Genomic DNA, 18,051 nt, shown 5'->3' with positions numbered 1-18,051 from the left:
AGACAGAAGAACGCACCCTCGATAGTCGCTACGATCACAGGGAAGATTACCGTTGCCCCAGGCGTATAAAGTGCCAGACAGGTAAGGTGATGGCAGTCGCTACCATGCAGGCGCAGAGCGAGAAGCGCAGTGATTATCCGCTGCGTGTCGCGGGCTTTGATGAGATGGCGCTATCGGTGATGCTGTTACAGAAAGGTCAGGTGATCACAGTGACGGGAAAGGCTTCTTACTGGCAGGGATATCAGTTGGCTGTTTCCTCTATCGCTTAATGGCTATACGGCTGCCATATTTTCGGTATTATTCGTTATGCTCACATCATTAAGAATAACAATACGTAAGGCGAATACATGGACAACAAGATCATCGAAATACTCCAGTACGAGTTAAAGAAAGGAACCGGCAGTCAGTTTCATGAAATCATGGTAAATATCAGCGTTCCGTTACATCGTTCACAGGGAATTGATGTGGTGAGTTTCGGTAACTCGCAGCATGACCTAGATTGCTATTATCTTATCCGGGCATTTGAAGATATGGATGAACTGTCGGCTGTACAGGCCAGATTTTATAAAAGTGATGCATGGATAAACGGCCCTAGAACAGGAATTATTGAGAGAATTAATAAGAGTGTTAAGACGGTTATTGAAATGCCTACATCGGCTATCAATGCCATGCGAATAGAGTAGCACCAGAATAAAGCTGATTCTTTACCATTTTAAAAAGTAGAGTTCAGCCAACCCAAAATTATTGGGTAGCCTCTCCACATAGAGTTAACTGCCTTTGCAATAGCTTCCGACGAAATTCGGCGCAATCTCTTCACATGGTTGGTACGTTTAACGTACTGACCTTGTCCCTTGACTACTGAAAACATATCGGTAGCACAATAGAACTGGCGAGAGTTCTTAGCGAAATGCAAGTTGTATAGATTTAAAGATATAACAAATTTTATTCTTTTAAATCAATGAAATAATATTCATGTTCTATTCATGCAGGGCTCATTAAATTCCAAGACAGCATCAATCACAACTCTCTTTTGTTCAATATTCGAACAAAGTAAATGGCTATCAAATAACAAAACTCAATATCATTGTTTTCTATTTTTAGTTATAGTTACACAAATTATAAACGATAGAGCTTATTTTAATAACCTTCATATGAAAATAGCCATCTTACGTCGAAATGGACTCGGTGATCTTATTTGCACTCAGCCATTAATAAAATTCTTACAGAAAAAATATCCTAATGCAGAAATTAGCCTATTTATAGATGCTGGTAATGCTGAACTAGCTCATTACTTGTGTCCTTCAATGAATGTCCATATCATCCCTAAAGGAAATAAGTACCTATCTATTTTTAGAACTGCCTTAAAATTTCGTCGAGAACAATTTGATATTGCTATCTCTTCCAAACCTACGCCGATGAAACTAAATAATCTGTTTTTATGGCTATTAGGAGCTAAAAAGCGTTATGCTGTTGTTACAAGTAAACATTGGCACTCTAAGTTAATTAATTATCCAGTAAAGCAGGAACAGGTTAGTGGTTATCATCAGGCATTAAAAGCATTGCGCATATTCTCACCTATTGAAAATAAATTATCTCCTGCATTTTTTCCTTGCATGAAACTTAAAAATAAACTTCAAGCTGTTGAACATCAATTTCCAATGATTTTATTTTCTGTATCCAATAACAGAAAAAATAGTCTTATCAATAATGAGAGACTGACTCTAATAGCTAATAAAATACTAGAAAATTATCCAGATGCAAAATTTGTTATTTCTTCATATAAACAGAATATTCCTTTAGCTGAGGATTTAAGAGTACGTATAGGAAAAAATAGTGAAGTTGTAGTATCTGATTCACTAAATTCTTTTCTAGCTTTATTGAATAGTATGACATTGATTATCGTCGGTGATGGTGGTATCTGCCATTTAGCTGCTGCATTACAAAAAAAGCTTATTGCCTTTTACGGTGTGACAATGCCTAAAAATTGGGCACCATTGGCTACAGAAGATAAATGTATTACATTTTACGATCCTGATGATGTTAACAATATCGATTTAGATGCAGTCTATCCAGCTATACTTTCCTTACTTAAAGGATAAATTAATAAACTGCAAGTTGTAATCAATATCCCTATAATTTGCAGAAGGAAATCTATAATCGAAAAAACACGGTCATTACTATGAATAAATATTTCATCTATTTGGAAAGGTAATTTTGTCCAAAACCCACTATCTATTTCGCTAAAAAAATGAATAATGCTATCTTTAGCTTGAAAAAAACTCTTCAAGTTTCAGTCTTTATTACTAAAACCATTAAATTAGCATTGAAAAAATTACAACTAAAGAAACAATAAATTACTGTGATTATAATCAACAAGATGACACTTTAATAATTAGTTATTTATTTAATAATTTCAAACACATCCAAATAACATAAATTTTCCTTGAAGAAATATATAATTTGGCAACATAATCTCTTTCTAAAGAGACTCGTTTTCTATTAGAAAATGACCTTTTGAGGATAAGGTAATGTTACCTAAGTATATATCTTAAACATCAGATAGTGACATCTGGTATGAGTCAAACATTAATTTCTCAATCTAAGCTACAAAATAATCCCTGTATCAATTGTGGAGCTTGCTGCGCCTACTTTCGTGTTTCATTTTATTGGGCTGAAGCTGAGGATGGTGGTGGTACAGTTCCTATATCCATGACAGAAAAATTAAATGATTTCAGGCGTTGCATGAAAGGTACAAACGAGCCTCATCCCCGGTGTATCAATTTATGTGGTGAAATTGGTAAATCGGTCTCCTGCTCCATTTATGACAACAGGCCTTCTCCTTGCAAAGAATTTACTCAAGCCTGGGAAACTGCTGATTATAATGAAAGTTGTGATCGCGCCAGAGCGGCTTATGGCCTTCCTCCCCTGCCAAAACCTCAAACATAGCTGATATTTAATGTTGGTTTCATCACAGACACCTTACTTTTGCATATCTATAGTTAACAAATGTAAATTCAATTACAGCAGAATGAGTTATCGCTGTGCAGTTTATGAATGTTCCTTCATGAAATTATCAGGATGAAAAATAATGTCTGCTAATGTCCCTACAGGGTATATCCCACAAACTTGCGAATCTTTACCTCACTATCTTGCTGAAAATTTACCAACAACTATTTTACTCGGCGGTTCCCCTGAAACTTGGCAAATTCAAGAAGTAGGTGATGGCAATCTCAACTTAGTATTTATTGTCTCAGGAAAAGAAAAGACGATTGTCGTAAAGCAAGCCTTGCCTTATGTACGGGCTGCGGGGGAGTCATGGCAGCTTTCGCTTGTGCGTTCGCATTTTGAATATCATGCCCTGATTGAAGAAAAAAAAGTCGCCAAAGAATATGTTCCTGATGTCTATTTTTATGATGAGAAAATGTCTCTCTTTGCCATGGAGTATTTGTCTCAGCATATCATCCTACGTAAGCAACTTATTGCCGGGGAAAAGTTTCCTCATCTCGCGGAAGATATTGGCATTTTTCTTGCGAATACACTGTTCCACACTTCCGACATCGGAAGGACAAGTAAAGAGAAAAAAGATCTCATTGCTCGCTTCGCTAACAACCATGAACTTTGCAAGATCACTGAAGATCTGATTTTCACTGAGCCTTATTTTAATGCAGAGAGAAACAACTGGACGGCTCCTCAGCTTGACGACGAAATCTACTCCATCTGGCAAGATCGGGCACTCATCCAAACTGCCATGCAGTATAAGTATCAGTTCATGACGCAAACACAAGCCCTGCTGCATGGCGATCTCCATTCCGGCTCAATCATGGTGACGCCCGATTCCACTAAGGTCATTGACCCAGAATTCAGTTTCATGGGGCCAATGGCGTTTGATATCGGTAACTACATCGGTAATTTATTAATGGCTTACTTTGCTCAGCCAGCCCTACGAGAAAATAATGCACAATGTGTTGACTATCAGACATGGCTTCTGGAGCAAGTAGAAACTACCTGGGCAGTGTTTGAACATCATTTTCGTCAATTATGGAATAAGAAAGAGGTTGGGGATGCTTATCCTATTGTGCTTTATCAGCAAGGTACATTCGATGCATCATTCTTAAAAACAGTACAAGATGAATTTCTATCCAACTTATTTAAAGACACGCTTGCTTATGCTGGACTGGAAATCAATCGCCGTATTGTTGGATTTTCTGGTGTTGCCGATTTCAAACAGATTGAAGATCAAAACCAGCGCGCCATCTGTGAAAAGCGGGCGCTGAAATTGGCACGAGAATTGATAGTCAATCGAGAAAATTATCCCAAATTTTCTCTAATTAGACGTTATATTGCACAGTGTTAAGAGGTTGATATGAAAATTAATGGCACTCATTACCGTTCTGTCTGGCTTGCTGACGATGATCATACCGTCGAAATTTTCGATCAGACCAAGCTTCCTTTTGAGATACAAACTATTCAACTACGCACCATGCAGGATGCAGCAACAGCCATCAAAGAAATGTGGGTGCGGGGAGCACCTTTGATTGGTGCTGTTGCCGCATATGGTATGGCTTTGGCAATGCGTCAGGAAAGTAGCGATGAAAATCTGCGAAAATCTTACGACATTTTGGTTAAAACCCGCCCTACTGCAATCAATTTAAAGTGGGCGTTGGATAGAACATATCAAGCTCTAGAAAATACCCAGCATTCACTACGTGAAGCAACCGCTTACCGGATCGCTAATGAAATTGCAGATGAAGATGTGGAGCTCTGCCGCAAAATTGGTGAGCACGGCCTAAAAATAATCCAGAGTATCGCAGCAACCAAACCGACAGGTGAGGTGGTCAATATCCTGACTCATTGCAATGCTGGCTGGCTTGCAACGGTAGATTGGGGAACTGCGCTGGCTCCTATTTATATGGCGCATGATGCAGGAATCAAAATCCATGTATGGGTTGATGAAACCCGCCCACGTAATCAAGGAGGATTAACTGCTTTCGAATTAGGCTCACATGGCATACCACATACTTTGATCGCTGATAATGCCGGAGGGCATTTAATACAACATGGCAAAGTGGATCTCTGTATTGTCGGCACAGACCGGACAACCGCCCGAGGTGATGTATGCAATAAAATCGGCACTTACCTCAAAGCATTGGCGGCCAAAGCTAATCAGGTGCCTTTTTATGTTGCCCTGCCATCTCCCACGCTGGATTTTACGGTCTGGGACGGCGTAAAAGAAATCCCCATTGAGCAACGTTCGGGTGAAGAACAATCCCATGTATATGGCATCACACCTGAGGGTACACGAAGTTGGGTCAATACAGCACCACAAGGGACGTTTTGTGGAAATTATGCCTTTGATGTCACACCGGCTGAATTTATCACTGGACTAATTACTGAACGTGGAGTTTGCGATGCTAGTGCGGAAGGATTACGGGCTTTGTTCCCTGATTTATGTAGAAAACCGTAATTATCACTCAAGGTAATAATGATGAATAGAGAACATACTGCCCAAGAGATTATTGAAACCTGCCTCAAAATGAACGCGCTCGGGCTGAATCAAGGAACGTCGGGCAACATCAGTGCCCGCTATCAAAACGGTTTTTTGATTACTCCCAGTGGAGTGCCTTATGAAAAGCTAATACCTGAACAAATCGTCTATATCAGTAATCAAGGCGAATATGAAGCCAATCATGTACCTTCAAGCGAATGGCATTTTCATCTTTCTTGCTATCAAGCACGCCCTGATCTCAATGCCGTTGTACATAACCATGCTGTTAATGCAACGGCAGTTTCCATTCTTAATCATGCTATACCTGCTATTCACTACATGATTGCTGTTACAGGAACCGATCACGTTCCCTGCATCCCTTATTCTACTTTTGGAACGGCCGAATTAGCCGACAGTGTGAGCAAGGGAATCTCATACAGTAAGGCGTTACTGATGCAGCATCATGGCATGATTGCAATGGAAGTTAATCTGGAAAAAGCGCTGTGGTTAGCAAATGAGATTGAAATATTGGCACAACTTTATTTAAAAGTGCTTCCAGTTATAAAGACAGTTCCGATACTTCCTCCGGCAGAAATGCAACGGATTCTGGAAAAATTCAAAAGTTATGGATTAAAGATAAAATAGCCGAAGATCATCCCAATTCACGATATTATTGCATCCCCTGCTTGGAAAGCACGCCAGAACGGATCAACGGGTTTTCATAGGAAATAATTTTTAATCGAATAGGGTTTTAGCGAAATATGTTTTTAGGGGAAGAAGGTGTCATATAAGAAATTCTGAGGTGAAGTGGTGGGCGATACCAGATTCGAACTGATGACCCCCTCCTTGTAAGGGAGATGCTCTACCAACTGAGCTAATCGCCCACTTCATATCTTTATACCTAAATGGTGGGTCGTGCAGGATTCGAACCTGCGACCAATTGATTAAAAGTCAACTGCTCTACCGACTGAGCTAACGACCCGATTAGGTAATTCTGATTTTTATATCTAAATGGTGGGTCGTGCAGGATTCGAACCTGCGACCAATTGATTAAAAGTCAACTGCTCTACCGACTGAGCTAACGACCCAATTAGATAATTTTGATTTTGATATTTTAATGGTGGGTCGTGCAGGATTCGAACCTGCGACCAATTGATTAAAAGTCAACTGCTCTACCGACTGAGCTAACGACCCATTATAAATATCAATTTGATATTGTTACGAAACAACCAGATGAAGTGGTGGGCGATACCAGATTCGAACTGATGACCCCCTCCTTGTAAGGGAGATGCTCTACCAACTGAGCTAATCGCCCACTTCACGATGACTATAACGACATCAATACCACTGATCTATGATTGGTGGGCGATACCAGATTCGAACTGATGACCCCCTCCTTGTAAGGGAGATGCTCTACCAACTGAGCTAATCGCCCAATCATAAAATCATTTTTTATCACTACGAGAGATATGGTGGGCGATACCAGATTCGAACTGATGACCCCCTCCTTGTAAGGGAGATGCTCTACCAACTGAGCTAATCGCCCCGTCGTGATGGAGTCGCATTATAGGGATAGTTCGAGGTGAGTCAACGCTTTTTATTACTAAAACAATCGTTCGTCGTAAAATTAAACAGAATGAAACAATTATAATCACGCAAAGGTATCATTTAGTTAATTTATTTTGGCTTTTCTCGGTAACCTATCGTTAACGCCATTGAGGAATTGAAGTGCAGTGATAAAATAGCCCCACTATTGTTACTTCGATCATCCAAAACGCTCTCTAAAAAGAGAAACGTAATTAAGGCAATTCCTGATGAGTAAAATTAAAACCCGTTTTGCACCAAGTCCTACTGGCTATCTTCATGTTGGTGGTGCGCGTACTGCCCTTTATTCCTGGTTATATAGCCGCCACAATAAAGGTGAATTTGTGCTTCGTATTGAAGATACTGATCTTGAGCGTTCAACTCAAGAAGCCATTGACGCAATTATGGACGGTATGAACTGGTTAAATCTGAATTGGGATGAAGGCCCTTATTATCAGACCAAACGTTTCGATCGTTACAACCAAGTTATTGATGAAATGTTGGAGCAAGGTACAGCTTACCGTTGCTATTGCTCCAAAGAGCGTTTGGAACAACTGCGTGAAACTCAAATGGCAAATGGTGAAAAACCCCGTTATGACGGGCAATGCCTTGATAGCGAGTGTCAGCATAATCATAATGAACTGCATCACGATAAACCACATGTTGTACGTTTCCGTAACCCACAAGAAGGCTCCATCATTTTTAATGACAGTATCCGTGGCCCGATTGAATTCAGCAATCAGGAACTGGATGATTTGATCATTCGCCGCACCGACGGCTCACCAACTTATAACTTCTGTGTTGTCATTGATGACTGGGATATGGAAATTACTCATGTGATTCGTGGTGAAGACCATATCAACAATACCCCACGCCAGATCAACATTCTGAAAGCCCTCGGCGCACCTGTCCCAGAATATGCCCATGTTTCTATGATCCTCGGAGACGATGGTAAAAAACTGTCCAAACGTCACGGCGCTGTCAGCGTAATGCAATACCGTGATGATGGTTATTTGCCAGAAGCGCTGTTGAACTATCTGGTTCGTCTGGGTTGGTCACATGGCGATCAGGAAATTTTCAGCGTTGAAGAAATGACTGAATTGTTCAGCCTTGATGCCATCAGCAAATCCGCCAGTGCATTCAATACTGAAAAGCTGCAATGGCTAAATCATCATTACATCAACACCCTGCCGGCAGAAGAAGTTGCTGTGCATTTAGTATGGCATATTGAACAGCAAGGTATTGATACTCGTACTGGCCCAGAGCTGGTTGATTTGATCAAACTGCTGGGTGAGCGTTGTAAGACACTGAAAGAAATGGCTGAATCTTGCCGTTACTTTTATGAAGAATTTGCTGAGTTTGATGCAGATGCTGCGAAGAAACATCTGCGCCCTGTTGCTTGCCAGCCACTGGAAGTTGCCCGTGCAAAACTGGCAGCGATTACTGAATGGACACCTGAGAATATCCATCATGCCATTCAGGCGACGGCTGATGAACTGGAAGTAGGCATGGGTAAAGTAGGTATGCCATTGCGTGTTGCTGTAACAGGTGCAGGCCAGTCTCCGAGTGTTGATGTAACAATCCATGCTATTAATCAAGCTCGCTCACTGTCTCGTATTGATAAGGCTCTGGCTTATATTGCTCAACGTGAAGCACAATAAATCGTCATTTATAAATACTGGCGCATAAATCAGTTACATAACTCATATGATGTGAATAATAAAGGCACTTAATTTATTGCAGTGCCTTTATTTTTTGCTCTCAAAATTGGTCATTGATGGCTTTTCCAGCGCTTACACAGAGAATATTAATGAATCCATTGACAGAATTCTCTGGGTCTCATATGATTCGCCCCGTTCCACAGGATTTTGATTTGGGGCTATAGCTCAGCTGGGAGAGCGCTTGCATGGCATGCAAGAGGTCAGCGGTTCGATCCCGCTTAGCTCCACCAAATACTGGCATAACCAGTCGTTAGTGTTTGGCATTCAAAACCTGAACCATATTCGTGGGGCTATAGCTCAGCTGGGAGAGCGCTTGCATGGCATGCAAGAGGTCAGCGGTTCGATCCCGCTTAGCTCCACCAAAATTCTGAATCCCTGAAGACGCAAGTTTTCAGGGATTTTTCTTATATGCGTATTACCTGTCTGCATCAGCTATCCTCAATTATCGTGATGTAACTTGAAAACCAAGCCTGCATTTCAAGAACTTGATATGAATAATATTTTATGAAGAAATGCTATCAAGGAATTACATTAATTACTGTTTTATGATGATAATTGCCATTAGCTTTATTAGTTCATGAATTTTTTATTTTGTTGCACCCATTAGTTCCTACATAAAATAATAATTTCTCTGTTTATAATAAAAATTTTTATTTCTATCATCAGTGACTTTTTTCCAGCATTTCCCCCTGAATAATCAACTAATCAAGAAATTAGTGTTGTTTCATTTAATTTTTTCTTATTTTTTAATTTAGACAGGATAACTTACAAAAACATCTAATAAGGAAAACCATGTAAAAAGAAATATTGTTAAAAGAAGTGAAATATCTAATTTTATTATCAAGCCCAGTTATAATAATTCAACTTGCCAGAACTGCTATAGGTGCAGTTGATGTGATTATGTCAGGCCACTATTCAACGAATGATCTGACGGCGGTATCTCTGGGAAGTAGTGTTTGGTTTCCTATCTTTGTACTGGGTCATGGCGTTATTATGATGTTATCTGCCGATGTGGCAAAGCACCGATCCCATAATGATACCGAAGGAATTAAAGAGAGCATTAATAACTATATCTCTGCCTCATTAATTTTATCGATACCGACTGAGAGAATGGGGCTGATTGGTTTTTGGTACGGTCTTGTTTTGGGCTTACTTGTCAATGCGATAACACTCTCAATGATATTGAGAGCAAAATTTAAAAAATTGGCAAAATGAACCACATCAAGAGCCGATCTCTATATCTGCTAAAATTGTAGATAAATTGAAATAGGATGGGCTCTTAATTTTTTACGCTATTGTGCCGTATAACCACCATCAATCGCGTAAAAAGCGCCAGTCGTAAATGAACTTTTATCTGACAGTAAGAATGCCACAGTTTTTGCCACTTCTTCTCGGGTTGCCATGCGTTTCATCGGGTGGCTATTTGCCATCCATTCTCTGACTTCTGCAGGTAAAGTTTGCATATGCGGAGTGTCAACATAACCCGGCCCAACAGCATTGATACGAACACCTTTGTCTGCAAACTCCAGAGCAACCGAACGCGTCAGCCCAAGCACGCCATGTTTGGCTGCTGTGTAAGGTGCGATACCGGGAATGCCCACAATTCCGTTGGAAGAAGAAAGGTTAACAACAGCCCCTCCTCCACTTTGAATTATAGCCGGAATACCATATTTCAAACCGAAAAATGTTCCGTTAAGATCAGTATTAATCACATCATTCCAATCATCAACGGAATAATCACAAATATTGATACCATGCGGCCCGGTAATACCCGCATTATTGACCAGCATATGTAATCCACCAAACTGTTCTACTATGTTATTAATCAACGCCTTAACTGAAAGATGATCCCTGACATCGGCTTCCATAGGGATTACACATTTCCCTGTAGGATCTATGCGTCTTGCTGTTTGTTTGGCACGGGAAAATTGACGCCCAGTAATAATAACCGTAGCTCCCCGATGGAATAATTCTTCCGCAATGCCTTCTCCCACTCCCGTCGTCGCACCTGTGACAATAGCAATTTTCCCGTCAAAATAGCTCATATGATTCTCCCTCTAATGGGTTGCAAAACAATCAATAGTTTCAATTAATTAATCAAGTAATATATTAATGTCATACGGAAAATGGAGGTGGGGCTTACATCACTGATTGGGTCATAACGAACAGAAAAACATCTGTTGTTCTTTATCTGTCATAACCTTATCTATCAAGATTTTTTCAACGGCTTTACCAGCGATTCTAAACCTTCAATTTTTATTGCAAGAGTCATTTCCATCAATGTACCCAATTTTCCTTGAGGAAATTCCCCTTTACGAGCAAACCAAAATAAATATTCTTCCGGCAAATCAATCAGCATTCGCCCCTTATATTTACCAAATGGCATGGCGGTGTTAGCTATTTCCAGCAAATTTTCTTTGTTCATGATGTTAGCTCCGTTACCTTGCAATAAAAAGATAACTCTATCTCTATAAAAAAAGCGGCATCCGCCACGATGCCACTTTCGATTATTCTTATCAGATCTAAAGATGAAAAAGTTAGATGCTCAAGATCAGACCTGTAATTGCAGCAGACAGGAAACTCACCAGCGTTGAACCAAACAGCAGTTTCAGGCCAAAACGCGCAACAGTATTACCCTGTTTTTCATTCAATCCTTTAATGGCGCCTGCAATAATCCCGATGGATGAGAAGTTAGCGAAGGAAACCAAAAATACTGACAGAATACCTTTCGAACGCTCACTTAGCTGAGTCGCAATTTCGTGCATACTTTGCATTGCTACAAACTCGTTGGAAACCAGTTTCGTCGCCATGATGCTGCCCACTTTCAGTGCTTCATCACTTGGAATGCCAATGATCCATGCCAACGGATAGAACACATACCCCAAGCATTCCTGAAAGGTAATGCCAAATATCAAGTGAAAAATTGCGTTGATACATGCAATCAAAGCAATAAAACCAATCAGCATTGCAGCAACAATCAAAGCAATTTTGAAACCCGCCAGAATATACTCGCCCAGCATTTCAAAGAAGCTTTGCCCCTCGTGGAGATTGCTCATATGGATTTCTTCTTCACTCTCAACAGAGTAAGGGTTGATAAGCGATAAGATAATAAAAGTGCTGAACATATTGAGAACCAGAGCCGCGACCACGTATTTTGCATCCAGCATCGTCATGTAAGCACCAACGATAGACATAGATACCGTGGACATGGCCGTTGCCGCCATCGTGTACATCCGGCGCTCAGACATTTTGCCCAGAACATCTTTGTAAGCAATGAAGTTTTCTGATTGGCCCAGCACTAATGAGCTAACCGCGTTGAAAGATTCTAGTTTGCCCATTCCATTGATTTTAGATAACACTGTACCTATTGCACGAATGGTAATTGGCAGTATTTTGAAATGCTGTAAAATACCAATCAAAGCAGAAATGAAGATAATTGGACACAATACATTCAGGAAGAAAAAGGCTAATTTAGCTTCTATCATACCACCGAAAATAAATTTGGTGCCTTCTGCCGCATAAGACAATAGGTGATAAAATAAATTGTCAAACCCATTAACTATCCCAAAACCCGCATCAGAGTTCAGGAGGAACCATGCCAAAAAGAGTTCAATTATAATCAACTGAATAACATAACGAACCCTAATATGCTTCCGGTTATTACTCGCCAAGATCGCCAGACCTCCAATCACGACTAATGCGAGGAAAAAATGAAAAATATGAGACATAATAAAGAGCTCCAAATATGATACCGTACAAATTTATAATTGTATTTTATGTAACGCATAACAATAAATTTTGATTTTACTCACATTAACTTACTATTTAAGCGCTTATAAATTCCTATTTAGCCACTCCGATCACACTTTAATAATCACATCTTTAGGTGAAATGCGTACTATTAACCCAATAAACGGAGCATCTCCTCTTCATCAATAACAGGAATCCCCAACTCATTGGCTTTAGCTAACTTAGAACCCGCTGCTTCGCCAGCGATAACCAAATCTGTTTTCTTGGACACACTTCCGGTAACTTTTGCACCTAAGGCTGCCAACTTATCTTTGGCTTCATCTCGGGACAAACGACTTAATGAACCGGTCAATACTACTGTTTTGCCTGTAAATCGGCTGTCAACCTCATCTAAACGCGGGCTTTCAGCCGATTCCCAGTGGATACCAATATTATCAATCAAATCATCAATCACTATCTGATTATGCGGCTCACTAAAGAAATTCACGACGTGGCTGGCAACAACACCTCCGACATCCTGCACCGCAATCAGTGCTTCAACATCCGCTGCACGTAATTTGTCCAATGTGCCAAAGTGAGAAACCAGATTAGCGGCTGTCGCTTCCCCGACTTCACGAATGCCCAAAGAGTAAATAAAACGAGCAAAGGTAGTTTTTTTAGATTTTTCCAACGCATTAATGACATTTTGCGCAGATTTAGGTCCCATCCGTTCAAGACCAGTTAATTTTCCTGCGGTCAGACGAAAAAGATCGGCAGGCGTTTTGACATACTCTTTATCCACAAGCTGCTCAATGATTTTTTCGCCCATGCCATCAACATCCATGGCACGACGGGAAACAAAATGTCTCAGCGCTTCTTTGCGCTGTGCTCCACAGAACAAGCCTCCTGTACAGCGAGCAACGGCTTCTCCTTCGACACGCTCTATATCTGAGCCACAAACCGGGCAATGTTCTGGGAAAATCACTTCCTGAGTTTCTATTCCCCTGCTTTCATGAACAACACCTACTATCTGCGGGATAACGTCTCCGGCACGGCGGATAACCACCGTATCACCAATGCGCAGCCCCAGACGTTCAATTTCATCTGCATTGTGCAATGTGGCATTACTTACTGTAACTCCAGCCACTAACACAGGCTCCAAACGGGCAACCGGAGTAATGGCGCCAGTACGTCCAACCTGAAACTCAACATCACGGACGATAGTCATCTGTTCTTGAGCCGGAAATTTGAAAGCCGTCGCCCAGCGTGGCGCTCTGGCAACAAAACCCAACCTTTCTTGTAATTCAAGGGAATCGACTTTGATTACAACCCCATCAATATCGAAACCCAGTGTCGGCCGCTGCTGCTCAATATCACGGTAAAAATCCATCACCTGCCGAGTTCCCTGACACAACTTCACCTTGTCACTGACAGGTAGCCCCCAGCGTTTGAATTGCATCAGGCGTTCGTAGTGGCTTGTTGGTAGCTCTCCACCTTCCAGAATACCGATACCATAGCAATAGAAAGTGAGTGGGCGCTTGGCTGTAATACGAGGGTCAAGTTGACGCAAAGATCCGGCAGCTGCATTGCGGGGGTTAGCGAATACTTTATTTCCTGTACGACGCGCTTCTTCATTGAGCTTTTCAAATCCGCCTTGTTTTATGAAAACTTCACCACGAATTTCAACGCGGGCAGGAATATTGTCTCCTTTCAAACGCAAAGGAATGGCGCGAATGGTACGAACATTGGCGGTAATGTTTTCTCCCGTTGTCCCATCACCACGCGTCGCAGCCTGTATCAATTCTCCATTTTCATATAGCAAACTGACAGCCAGGCCATCAAGTTTTAGTTCGCAACAAAATACCAAATCTTGACTGTCTTTCAGGCGATCACGAACACGCTTATCAAAGGCAAGATAGCTCTCTTCATCAAATACGTTATCCAGAGACAACATAGGGATCTCATGGCGTACCTGCTCAAACACCGCTAATGGTGCAGCACCTACACGTTGAGAGGGAGAATCAGCGGTAATCAGTACTGGATGTTGCTCTTCCAGTGCTTTTAATTCCCGCATCAGGCGATCATATTCTGCATCAGGGATCTCTGGCGCATCCATAACATGATACAAATATTCATGATGGCGTAATGTTGTTCTTAATTCATTGATTTTTTGAATAATATTTTCCATGACTTCTCACCAGAGATGAAAAACCCCCGACTAGCGGGGGCTTAAAACTAAAAAGAGGAGTTATTCACCGACGTTAAGCGTATTGCGGATACGGGCTTTATAGAGTTCGATCATCTGTGGTGTAAGCATTTTGCGTTCACCATCCAGAACTACGCCTCCTACATCAGAAGCGATACGCTGTGCCGCCTGCAACATCAGTTTAAAATTCTGATTGGAATCACCATACGAAGGTACAAGCATAAACATGGAGATCCCAGGAGTCGTGAAATCTGTCATTTGGTCTGGATCAAACGAGCCAGGTTTTACCATGTTAGCTAAGCTGAACAACACAGCACCACTACCCGATGGATTCAAGTGACGATGGAAGATATTCATGTCACCAAACCGGAATCCTGCCTGCAAAACGCTTTGGAGCAATACTTCACCATCCAGCTCCTGCCCATGATGAGCAGCAACATGCAATACCAACACTGTTTCTTTCTGCGCGTGCTCAGATTCAGCAATAGCCTGATTTTCTTCTGTCTTTGCCTGCCCTGCCACAACTTCAGAGCCTGACTCCGATACTCCAGCTTCTTTTGATTCAGCGGGTTCAACCGGATCGAACAACCCAAGCTGCGGCTCTTCCTGTTGATCATCAACACCCTTCACTTTGGCTGCACCTGCATCAGATTGATGCCTTGCAAGTAAAGGATCCAGACCATCATCAGGCACTACTGATGACGATTCAGGCGCACAACGTTTGATAATTGGCTCAGCACGATGTTCAGACTGTGACTTTGCCGACTCCTGAACATTCGACTTTGACCTATTATCAGACAGTTCATCACCATCATTATCCCCTGACTCTTCGTGACGCCCCTGTTTATGACGTTTAACTGGGCGATCACGAAAGAGTGATGAACGCTCTTTACGGCTGGTCCACAACCCATGTAATAGCAAAGCTATTATGGCTATCGCACCAACAACGATTAATATCAGACGCAAATCCTGCATCATTGCTATCTCTGTTGTTTAAATTAATTGCCACCACGGCGGAATATTCTTTAGATAAGAGTATTTGTCAAATAAGACAAGTGCAAGTCTCTACATAGTTTTCTTATGATAAAGAGATATTCCCTCTGTTTTTTCGGATGTTTTTTACCCACAAAACTACTGGTCAGTAGAAAATCCTGCCTATATCATACCGTCTCAATCATCTAGGAGAGAATAAGAAAATATGACGAATTCAACAAAGTTGCCAAAATACTCAAGTGGATTTCATTATATTGCACAAGGTTGGCAACTGGTAACCCGCCCCGGCATTAAAAGATTCGTTTTATTACCTTTATTGGCCAATATCTTATTGCTAGGTGGTTCATTTTGGTGGCTATACCATAAACTGGACGGCTGGATACAGTGGACTCTCAATAAAATACCAGATTGGATGCAATGGTTAAGCTATTTAATTTGGCCACTGGCAGTTATCTCTATCCTATTGGTTTTTACCTATTTATTCAGCACGCTCGCTAATTTCATTGCGTCACCATTTAATGGATTGCTGGCAGAAAAACTGGAAGCAGATCTGACAGGCATTCCAGCACCAGATACTGGCGTTATCGACTTACTCAAAGACACCCCCCGTATTCTGAAACGTGAAGTGGTAAAAATTCTTTACTATATTCCCCGTGCATTTGCCCTATTGTTGCTTTATTTTATTCCGGGAATAGGCCAAACCATCGCCCCTGTCCTTTGGTTTATTTTCAGTGCCTGGATGCTGGCGATCCAATACTGTGATTATCCGTTTGATAACCATAAAGTCAGTTTCGCCACCATGCGCAATACCTTGCGCCAAGACAAAATGGATAATCTTCAATTCGGTGCAGCAGTAAGTGTACTGACCATGATCCCTATTGTGAATTTGTTCATTATGCCCGTTGCTGTTTGTGGGGCGACAGCGATGTGGGTTGATCGCTATCGTGACCAACATGCTCTGAATCGCAGGTCATCAAGCTAATTTAGTTTTTGCTAATTGCTTTCGCCAACGACAACAAAGCCTTTGACAAACATAGACATATCAGGGGCTTTACCAAAAAAGTCACATCAATCTTAAATAATCAAAATAATATAAAATAGCCATCAAATATTCTTTTATATAATAAGAATAGATTGAAACCTTATTTCCATAAATAAGATGTTAGCGTATGGTTGATCAGTATTTACGGTATTTTAGGGGCTATCGAACAATGAGCAAAATTTATGAAGATAATTCGTTGACTATTGGTCACACTCCGCTGGTACGTTTAAAGAATTTCGCAAATGGCCGCATCTTGGCAAAAGTAGAATCCCGCAACCCCAGCTTCAGTGTAAAATGCCGCATTGGTGCCAATATGATTTGGGATGCTGAAAAACGTGGCATCCTGACCAAAGATAAAGAGCTTATCGAGCCGACCAGTGGTAATACAGGGATTGCACTGGCCTATGTTGCAGCGGCTCGTGGTTATAAGTTGACACTAACCATGCCTGAAACAATGAGTATTGAACGCCGTAAACTGCTGAAGGCACTGGGCGCAAATTTGGTGCTGACCGAAGGCGCAAAAGGCATGAAAGGCGCTATTGATAAAGCTAACGAAATTCGTGACAGTGATCCTGACCGTTATATCCTTCTGCAACAATTCAGTAATCCAGCTAATCCAGAAATTCATGAAAAAACCACTGGCCCTGAAATTTGGGAAGATACTGATGGTAATGTAGACGTTTTCGTTGCTGGCGTAGGGACAGGAGGGACAATCACCGGTGTCGCCCGTTACTTGAAAAACACTTGTGGTAAACAAGTGACTATTGTTGCGGTAGAGCCAGAAGATTCACCTGTTATCAGTCAAAAATTGGCAGGCGAAGAACTAAAACCAGGCCCACATAAAATTCAGGGAATCGGTGCTGGTTTCATTCCCGATAACTTAGATTTAACATTAGTTGACCGTGTATTTAAAATCAGTAATGAAGAAGCAATTAAAATAGCACGTGAACTTACTGAAAAAGAAGGAATTCTTTCTGGTATTTCTTCAGGTGCTGCTGTTGCGGCTGCCATCAAAATATCACAAGAAGATGAATACAAAGACAAAAATATCGTGGTGATTTTGCCTTCTTCAGCTGAGCGTTATCTGAGTACAGTGTTGTTTGCTGATCTACAAAGTGATTGAAAATCACTCTATAGAATTTTTCACTACGTTGACAAATATTGACAAAAAAGCACCTCAAGGGTGCTTTTTTGTGCATCAGATCAAAGTTTAAAACTTTCCTAGATGATTTATTCAAGTAGCTTTAGTATTTAACCAGTAATTATTTTGATGCACGAAATTAATCGCCAA

The 18,051-nt window shown here is 41.1% G+C and carries 16 protein-coding genes and 9 tRNA genes; 13 read left to right on the top strand and 12 right to left on the bottom strand.

Going from position 1 to position 18,051, the window contains the following annotated elements:
* The first annotated feature begins 89 nt into the window (after nt 1-89).
* The 7 genes from Xvie_RS14640 (at nt 90) to Xvie_RS14610 (ending at nt 6,130) form a co-directional block, all read left to right on the top strand.
* A complete protein-coding gene (locus Xvie_RS14640; protein ID WP_244175668.1) occupies nt 90-269 on the top strand; it encodes a hypothetical protein in 180 nt (59 codons plus the stop codon).
* 78 nt (nt 270-347) lie between these two features.
* Nucleotides 348-683: an NIPSNAP family protein gene (locus tag Xvie_RS14635; protein WP_086110029.1), complete on the top strand. Its 336-nt coding sequence runs from the start codon at nt 348-350 to the stop codon at nt 681-683.
* Between the two features lie 468 nt (nt 684-1,151).
* Nucleotides 1,152-2,099, top strand: a complete 948-nt coding sequence (locus tag Xvie_RS14630; RefSeq protein ID WP_167376284.1) for a glycosyltransferase family 9 protein — start codon at nt 1,152-1,154, stop codon at nt 2,097-2,099.
* A 475-nt stretch (nt 2,100-2,574) separates the two neighbouring features.
* Complete coding sequence (locus tag Xvie_RS14625) at nt 2,575-2,946, top strand: YkgJ family cysteine cluster protein (RefSeq protein WP_086110035.1); 372 nt, start codon at nt 2,575-2,577, stop codon at nt 2,944-2,946.
* Nucleotides 2,947-3,088: 142 nt separating this feature from the next.
* Nucleotides 3,089-4,354 carry an S-methyl-5-thioribose kinase gene (gene mtnK / locus Xvie_RS14620; RefSeq protein WP_086110027.1) on the top strand — a complete coding sequence of 422 codons (1,266 nt, stop codon included), beginning with the start codon at nt 3,089-3,091 and terminating at the stop codon, nt 4,352-4,354.
* 9 nt (nt 4,355-4,363) lie between these two features.
* Nucleotides 4,364-5,464 (top strand): S-methyl-5-thioribose-1-phosphate isomerase, encoded by a 1,101-nt coding sequence (gene mtnA / locus Xvie_RS14615; protein WP_086110026.1) that lies wholly within the window; start codon nt 4,364-4,366, stop codon nt 5,462-5,464.
* Nucleotides 5,465-5,485: 21 nt separating this feature from the next.
* Nucleotides 5,486-6,130, top strand: a complete 645-nt coding sequence (locus Xvie_RS14610) for an L-fuculose-phosphate aldolase (RefSeq protein WP_086110025.1) — start codon at nt 5,486-5,488, stop codon at nt 6,128-6,130.
* Between the two features lie 163 nt (nt 6,131-6,293).
* Here the strand turns inward: Xvie_RS14610 and Xvie_RS14605 are convergent.
* From Xvie_RS14605 to Xvie_RS14575, 7 genes are all read right to left on the bottom strand, one after another.
* A tRNA-Val gene (locus Xvie_RS14605) sits at nt 6,294-6,369 on the bottom strand.
* A 22-nt stretch (nt 6,370-6,391) separates the two neighbouring features.
* Nucleotides 6,392-6,467: transfer RNA gene (locus Xvie_RS14600), tRNA-Lys, on the bottom strand.
* Nucleotides 6,468-6,497: 30 nt separating this feature from the next.
* Nucleotides 6,498-6,573, bottom strand: a tRNA-Lys gene (locus Xvie_RS14595).
* A 30-nt stretch (nt 6,574-6,603) separates the two neighbouring features.
* Nucleotides 6,604-6,679, bottom strand: a tRNA-Lys gene (locus Xvie_RS14590).
* 45 nt (nt 6,680-6,724) lie between these two features.
* Nucleotides 6,725-6,800, bottom strand: a tRNA-Val gene (locus tag Xvie_RS14585).
* Nucleotides 6,801-6,844: 44 nt separating this feature from the next.
* A tRNA-Val gene (locus Xvie_RS14580) sits at nt 6,845-6,920 on the bottom strand.
* 35 nt (nt 6,921-6,955) lie between these two features.
* Nucleotides 6,956-7,031: transfer RNA gene (locus Xvie_RS14575), tRNA-Val, on the bottom strand.
* Nucleotides 7,032-7,299: 268 nt separating this feature from the next.
* On the opposite strand from Xvie_RS14575, the gene gltX reads away from it, so the two are divergent.
* From gltX to Xvie_RS14555, 4 genes are all read left to right on the top strand, one after another.
* On the top strand, nt 7,300-8,730 hold the full coding sequence (gene gltX / locus Xvie_RS14570) for a glutamate--tRNA ligase (protein ID WP_086110024.1): 1,431 nt from the start codon (nt 7,300-7,302) through the stop codon (nt 8,728-8,730).
* A gap of 214 nt (nt 8,731-8,944) precedes the next feature.
* Nucleotides 8,945-9,020 (top strand) — tRNA-Ala (locus Xvie_RS14565).
* 56 nt (nt 9,021-9,076) lie between these two features.
* Nucleotides 9,077-9,152: transfer RNA gene (locus Xvie_RS14560), tRNA-Ala, on the top strand.
* A gap of 445 nt (nt 9,153-9,597) precedes the next feature.
* Nucleotides 9,598-10,005: an MATE family efflux transporter gene (locus tag Xvie_RS14555; RefSeq protein ID WP_244175666.1), complete on the top strand. Its 408-nt coding sequence runs from the start codon at nt 9,598-9,600 to the stop codon at nt 10,003-10,005.
* Nucleotides 10,006-10,082: 77 nt separating this feature from the next.
* On the opposite strand, the gene Xvie_RS14550 is transcribed toward Xvie_RS14555, so the two are convergent.
* The 5 genes from Xvie_RS14550 to zipA all read right to left on the bottom strand — a co-directional run bounded on the left by Xvie_RS14550 (nt 10,083) and on the right by zipA (nt 15,703).
* The gene (locus Xvie_RS14550) at nt 10,083-10,835 is read right to left on the bottom strand and encodes an SDR family NAD(P)-dependent oxidoreductase (RefSeq protein WP_086110022.1); all 753 of its coding nucleotides are present in this window, start codon (nt 10,833-10,835) and stop codon (nt 10,083-10,085) included.
* A gap of 164 nt (nt 10,836-10,999) precedes the next feature.
* Nucleotides 11,000-11,215 carry a DUF3820 family protein gene (locus Xvie_RS14545; RefSeq protein WP_086110021.1) on the bottom strand — a complete coding sequence of 72 codons (216 nt, stop codon included), beginning with the start codon at nt 11,213-11,215 and terminating at the stop codon, nt 11,000-11,002.
* Between the two features lie 112 nt (nt 11,216-11,327).
* Nucleotides 11,328-12,518 (bottom strand): NupC/NupG family nucleoside CNT transporter, encoded by a 1,191-nt coding sequence (locus Xvie_RS14540; RefSeq protein WP_086110020.1) that lies wholly within the window; start codon nt 12,516-12,518, stop codon nt 11,328-11,330.
* A gap of 173 nt (nt 12,519-12,691) precedes the next feature.
* Nucleotides 12,692-14,707 (bottom strand): NAD-dependent DNA ligase LigA, encoded by a 2,016-nt coding sequence (gene ligA, locus Xvie_RS14535; RefSeq protein ID WP_086110019.1) that lies wholly within the window; start codon nt 14,705-14,707, stop codon nt 12,692-12,694.
* Nucleotides 14,708-14,767: 60 nt separating this feature from the next.
* Entirely contained in the window at nt 14,768-15,703 is a 936-nt protein-coding gene (gene zipA / locus Xvie_RS14530; RefSeq protein WP_086110018.1) for a cell division protein ZipA, read from the bottom strand.
* Nucleotides 15,704-15,923: 220 nt separating this feature from the next.
* Between zipA and cysZ the strand changes: the two genes are divergently transcribed.
* A complete protein-coding gene (gene cysZ, locus Xvie_RS14525; RefSeq protein WP_086110017.1) occupies nt 15,924-16,700 on the top strand; it encodes a sulfate transporter CysZ in 777 nt (258 codons plus the stop codon).
* 229 nt (nt 16,701-16,929) lie between these two features.
* Nucleotides 16,930-17,883 carry a cysteine synthase A gene (cysK, locus tag Xvie_RS14520; RefSeq protein ID WP_086110016.1) on the top strand — a complete coding sequence of 318 codons (954 nt, stop codon included), beginning with the start codon at nt 16,930-16,932 and terminating at the stop codon, nt 17,881-17,883.
* Nucleotides 17,884-18,051: the final 168 nt, after the last annotated feature.

It is taken from the genome of Xenorhabdus vietnamensis, from assembly GCF_002127535.1.
In the GTDB taxonomy this organism is placed as follows: domain Bacteria; phylum Pseudomonadota; class Gammaproteobacteria; order Enterobacterales; family Enterobacteriaceae; genus Xenorhabdus; species Xenorhabdus vietnamensis.
This window is presented reverse-complemented; position numbering and strand designations above follow the sequence as displayed.

Excerpts from the sequence above, each read along its gene's own strand:
- Xvie_RS14550 (WP_086110022.1), bottom strand. The coding sequence starts at position 10,835 with ATGAGCTATTTTGACGGGAAAATTGCTATTGTCACAGGTGCGACGACG.
- mtnA (WP_086110026.1), top strand. The coding sequence starts at position 4,364 with ATGAAAATTAATGGCACTCATTACCGTTCTGTCTGGCTTGCTGACGAT.
- Xvie_RS14635 (WP_086110029.1), top strand. The coding sequence starts at position 348 with ATGGACAACAAGATCATCGAAATACTCCAGTACGAGTTAAAGAAAGGA.
- gltX (WP_086110024.1), top strand. The coding sequence starts at position 7,300 with ATGAGTAAAATTAAAACCCGTTTTGCACCAAGTCCTACTGGCTATCTT.
- Xvie_RS14640 (WP_244175668.1), top strand. The coding sequence starts at position 90 with ATGGCAGTCGCTACCATGCAGGCGCAGAGCGAGAAGCGCAGTGATTAT.
- Xvie_RS14630 (WP_167376284.1), top strand. The coding sequence starts at position 1,152 with ATGAAAATAGCCATCTTACGTCGAAATGGACTCGGTGATCTTATTTGC.
- zipA (WP_086110018.1), bottom strand. The coding sequence starts at position 15,703 with ATGATGCAGGATTTGCGTCTGATATTAATCGTTGTTGGTGCGATAGCC.
- mtnK (WP_086110027.1), top strand. The coding sequence starts at position 3,089 with ATGTCTGCTAATGTCCCTACAGGGTATATCCCACAAACTTGCGAATCT.
- Xvie_RS14625 (WP_086110035.1), top strand. The coding sequence starts at position 2,575 with ATGAGTCAAACATTAATTTCTCAATCTAAGCTACAAAATAATCCCTGT.
- Xvie_RS14540 (WP_086110020.1), bottom strand. The coding sequence starts at position 12,518 with ATGTCTCATATTTTTCATTTTTTCCTCGCATTAGTCGTGATTGGAGGT.
- Xvie_RS14610 (WP_086110025.1), top strand. The coding sequence starts at position 5,486 with ATGAATAGAGAACATACTGCCCAAGAGATTATTGAAACCTGCCTCAAA.
- ligA (WP_086110019.1), bottom strand. The coding sequence starts at position 14,707 with ATGGAAAATATTATTCAAAAAATCAATGAATTAAGAACAACATTACGC.
- cysZ (WP_086110017.1), top strand. The coding sequence starts at position 15,924 with ATGACGAATTCAACAAAGTTGCCAAAATACTCAAGTGGATTTCATTAT.
- Xvie_RS14545 (WP_086110021.1), bottom strand. The coding sequence starts at position 11,215 with ATGAACAAAGAAAATTTGCTGGAAATAGCTAACACCGCCATGCCATTT.
- cysK (WP_086110016.1), top strand. The coding sequence starts at position 16,930 with ATGAGCAAAATTTATGAAGATAATTCGTTGACTATTGGTCACACTCCG.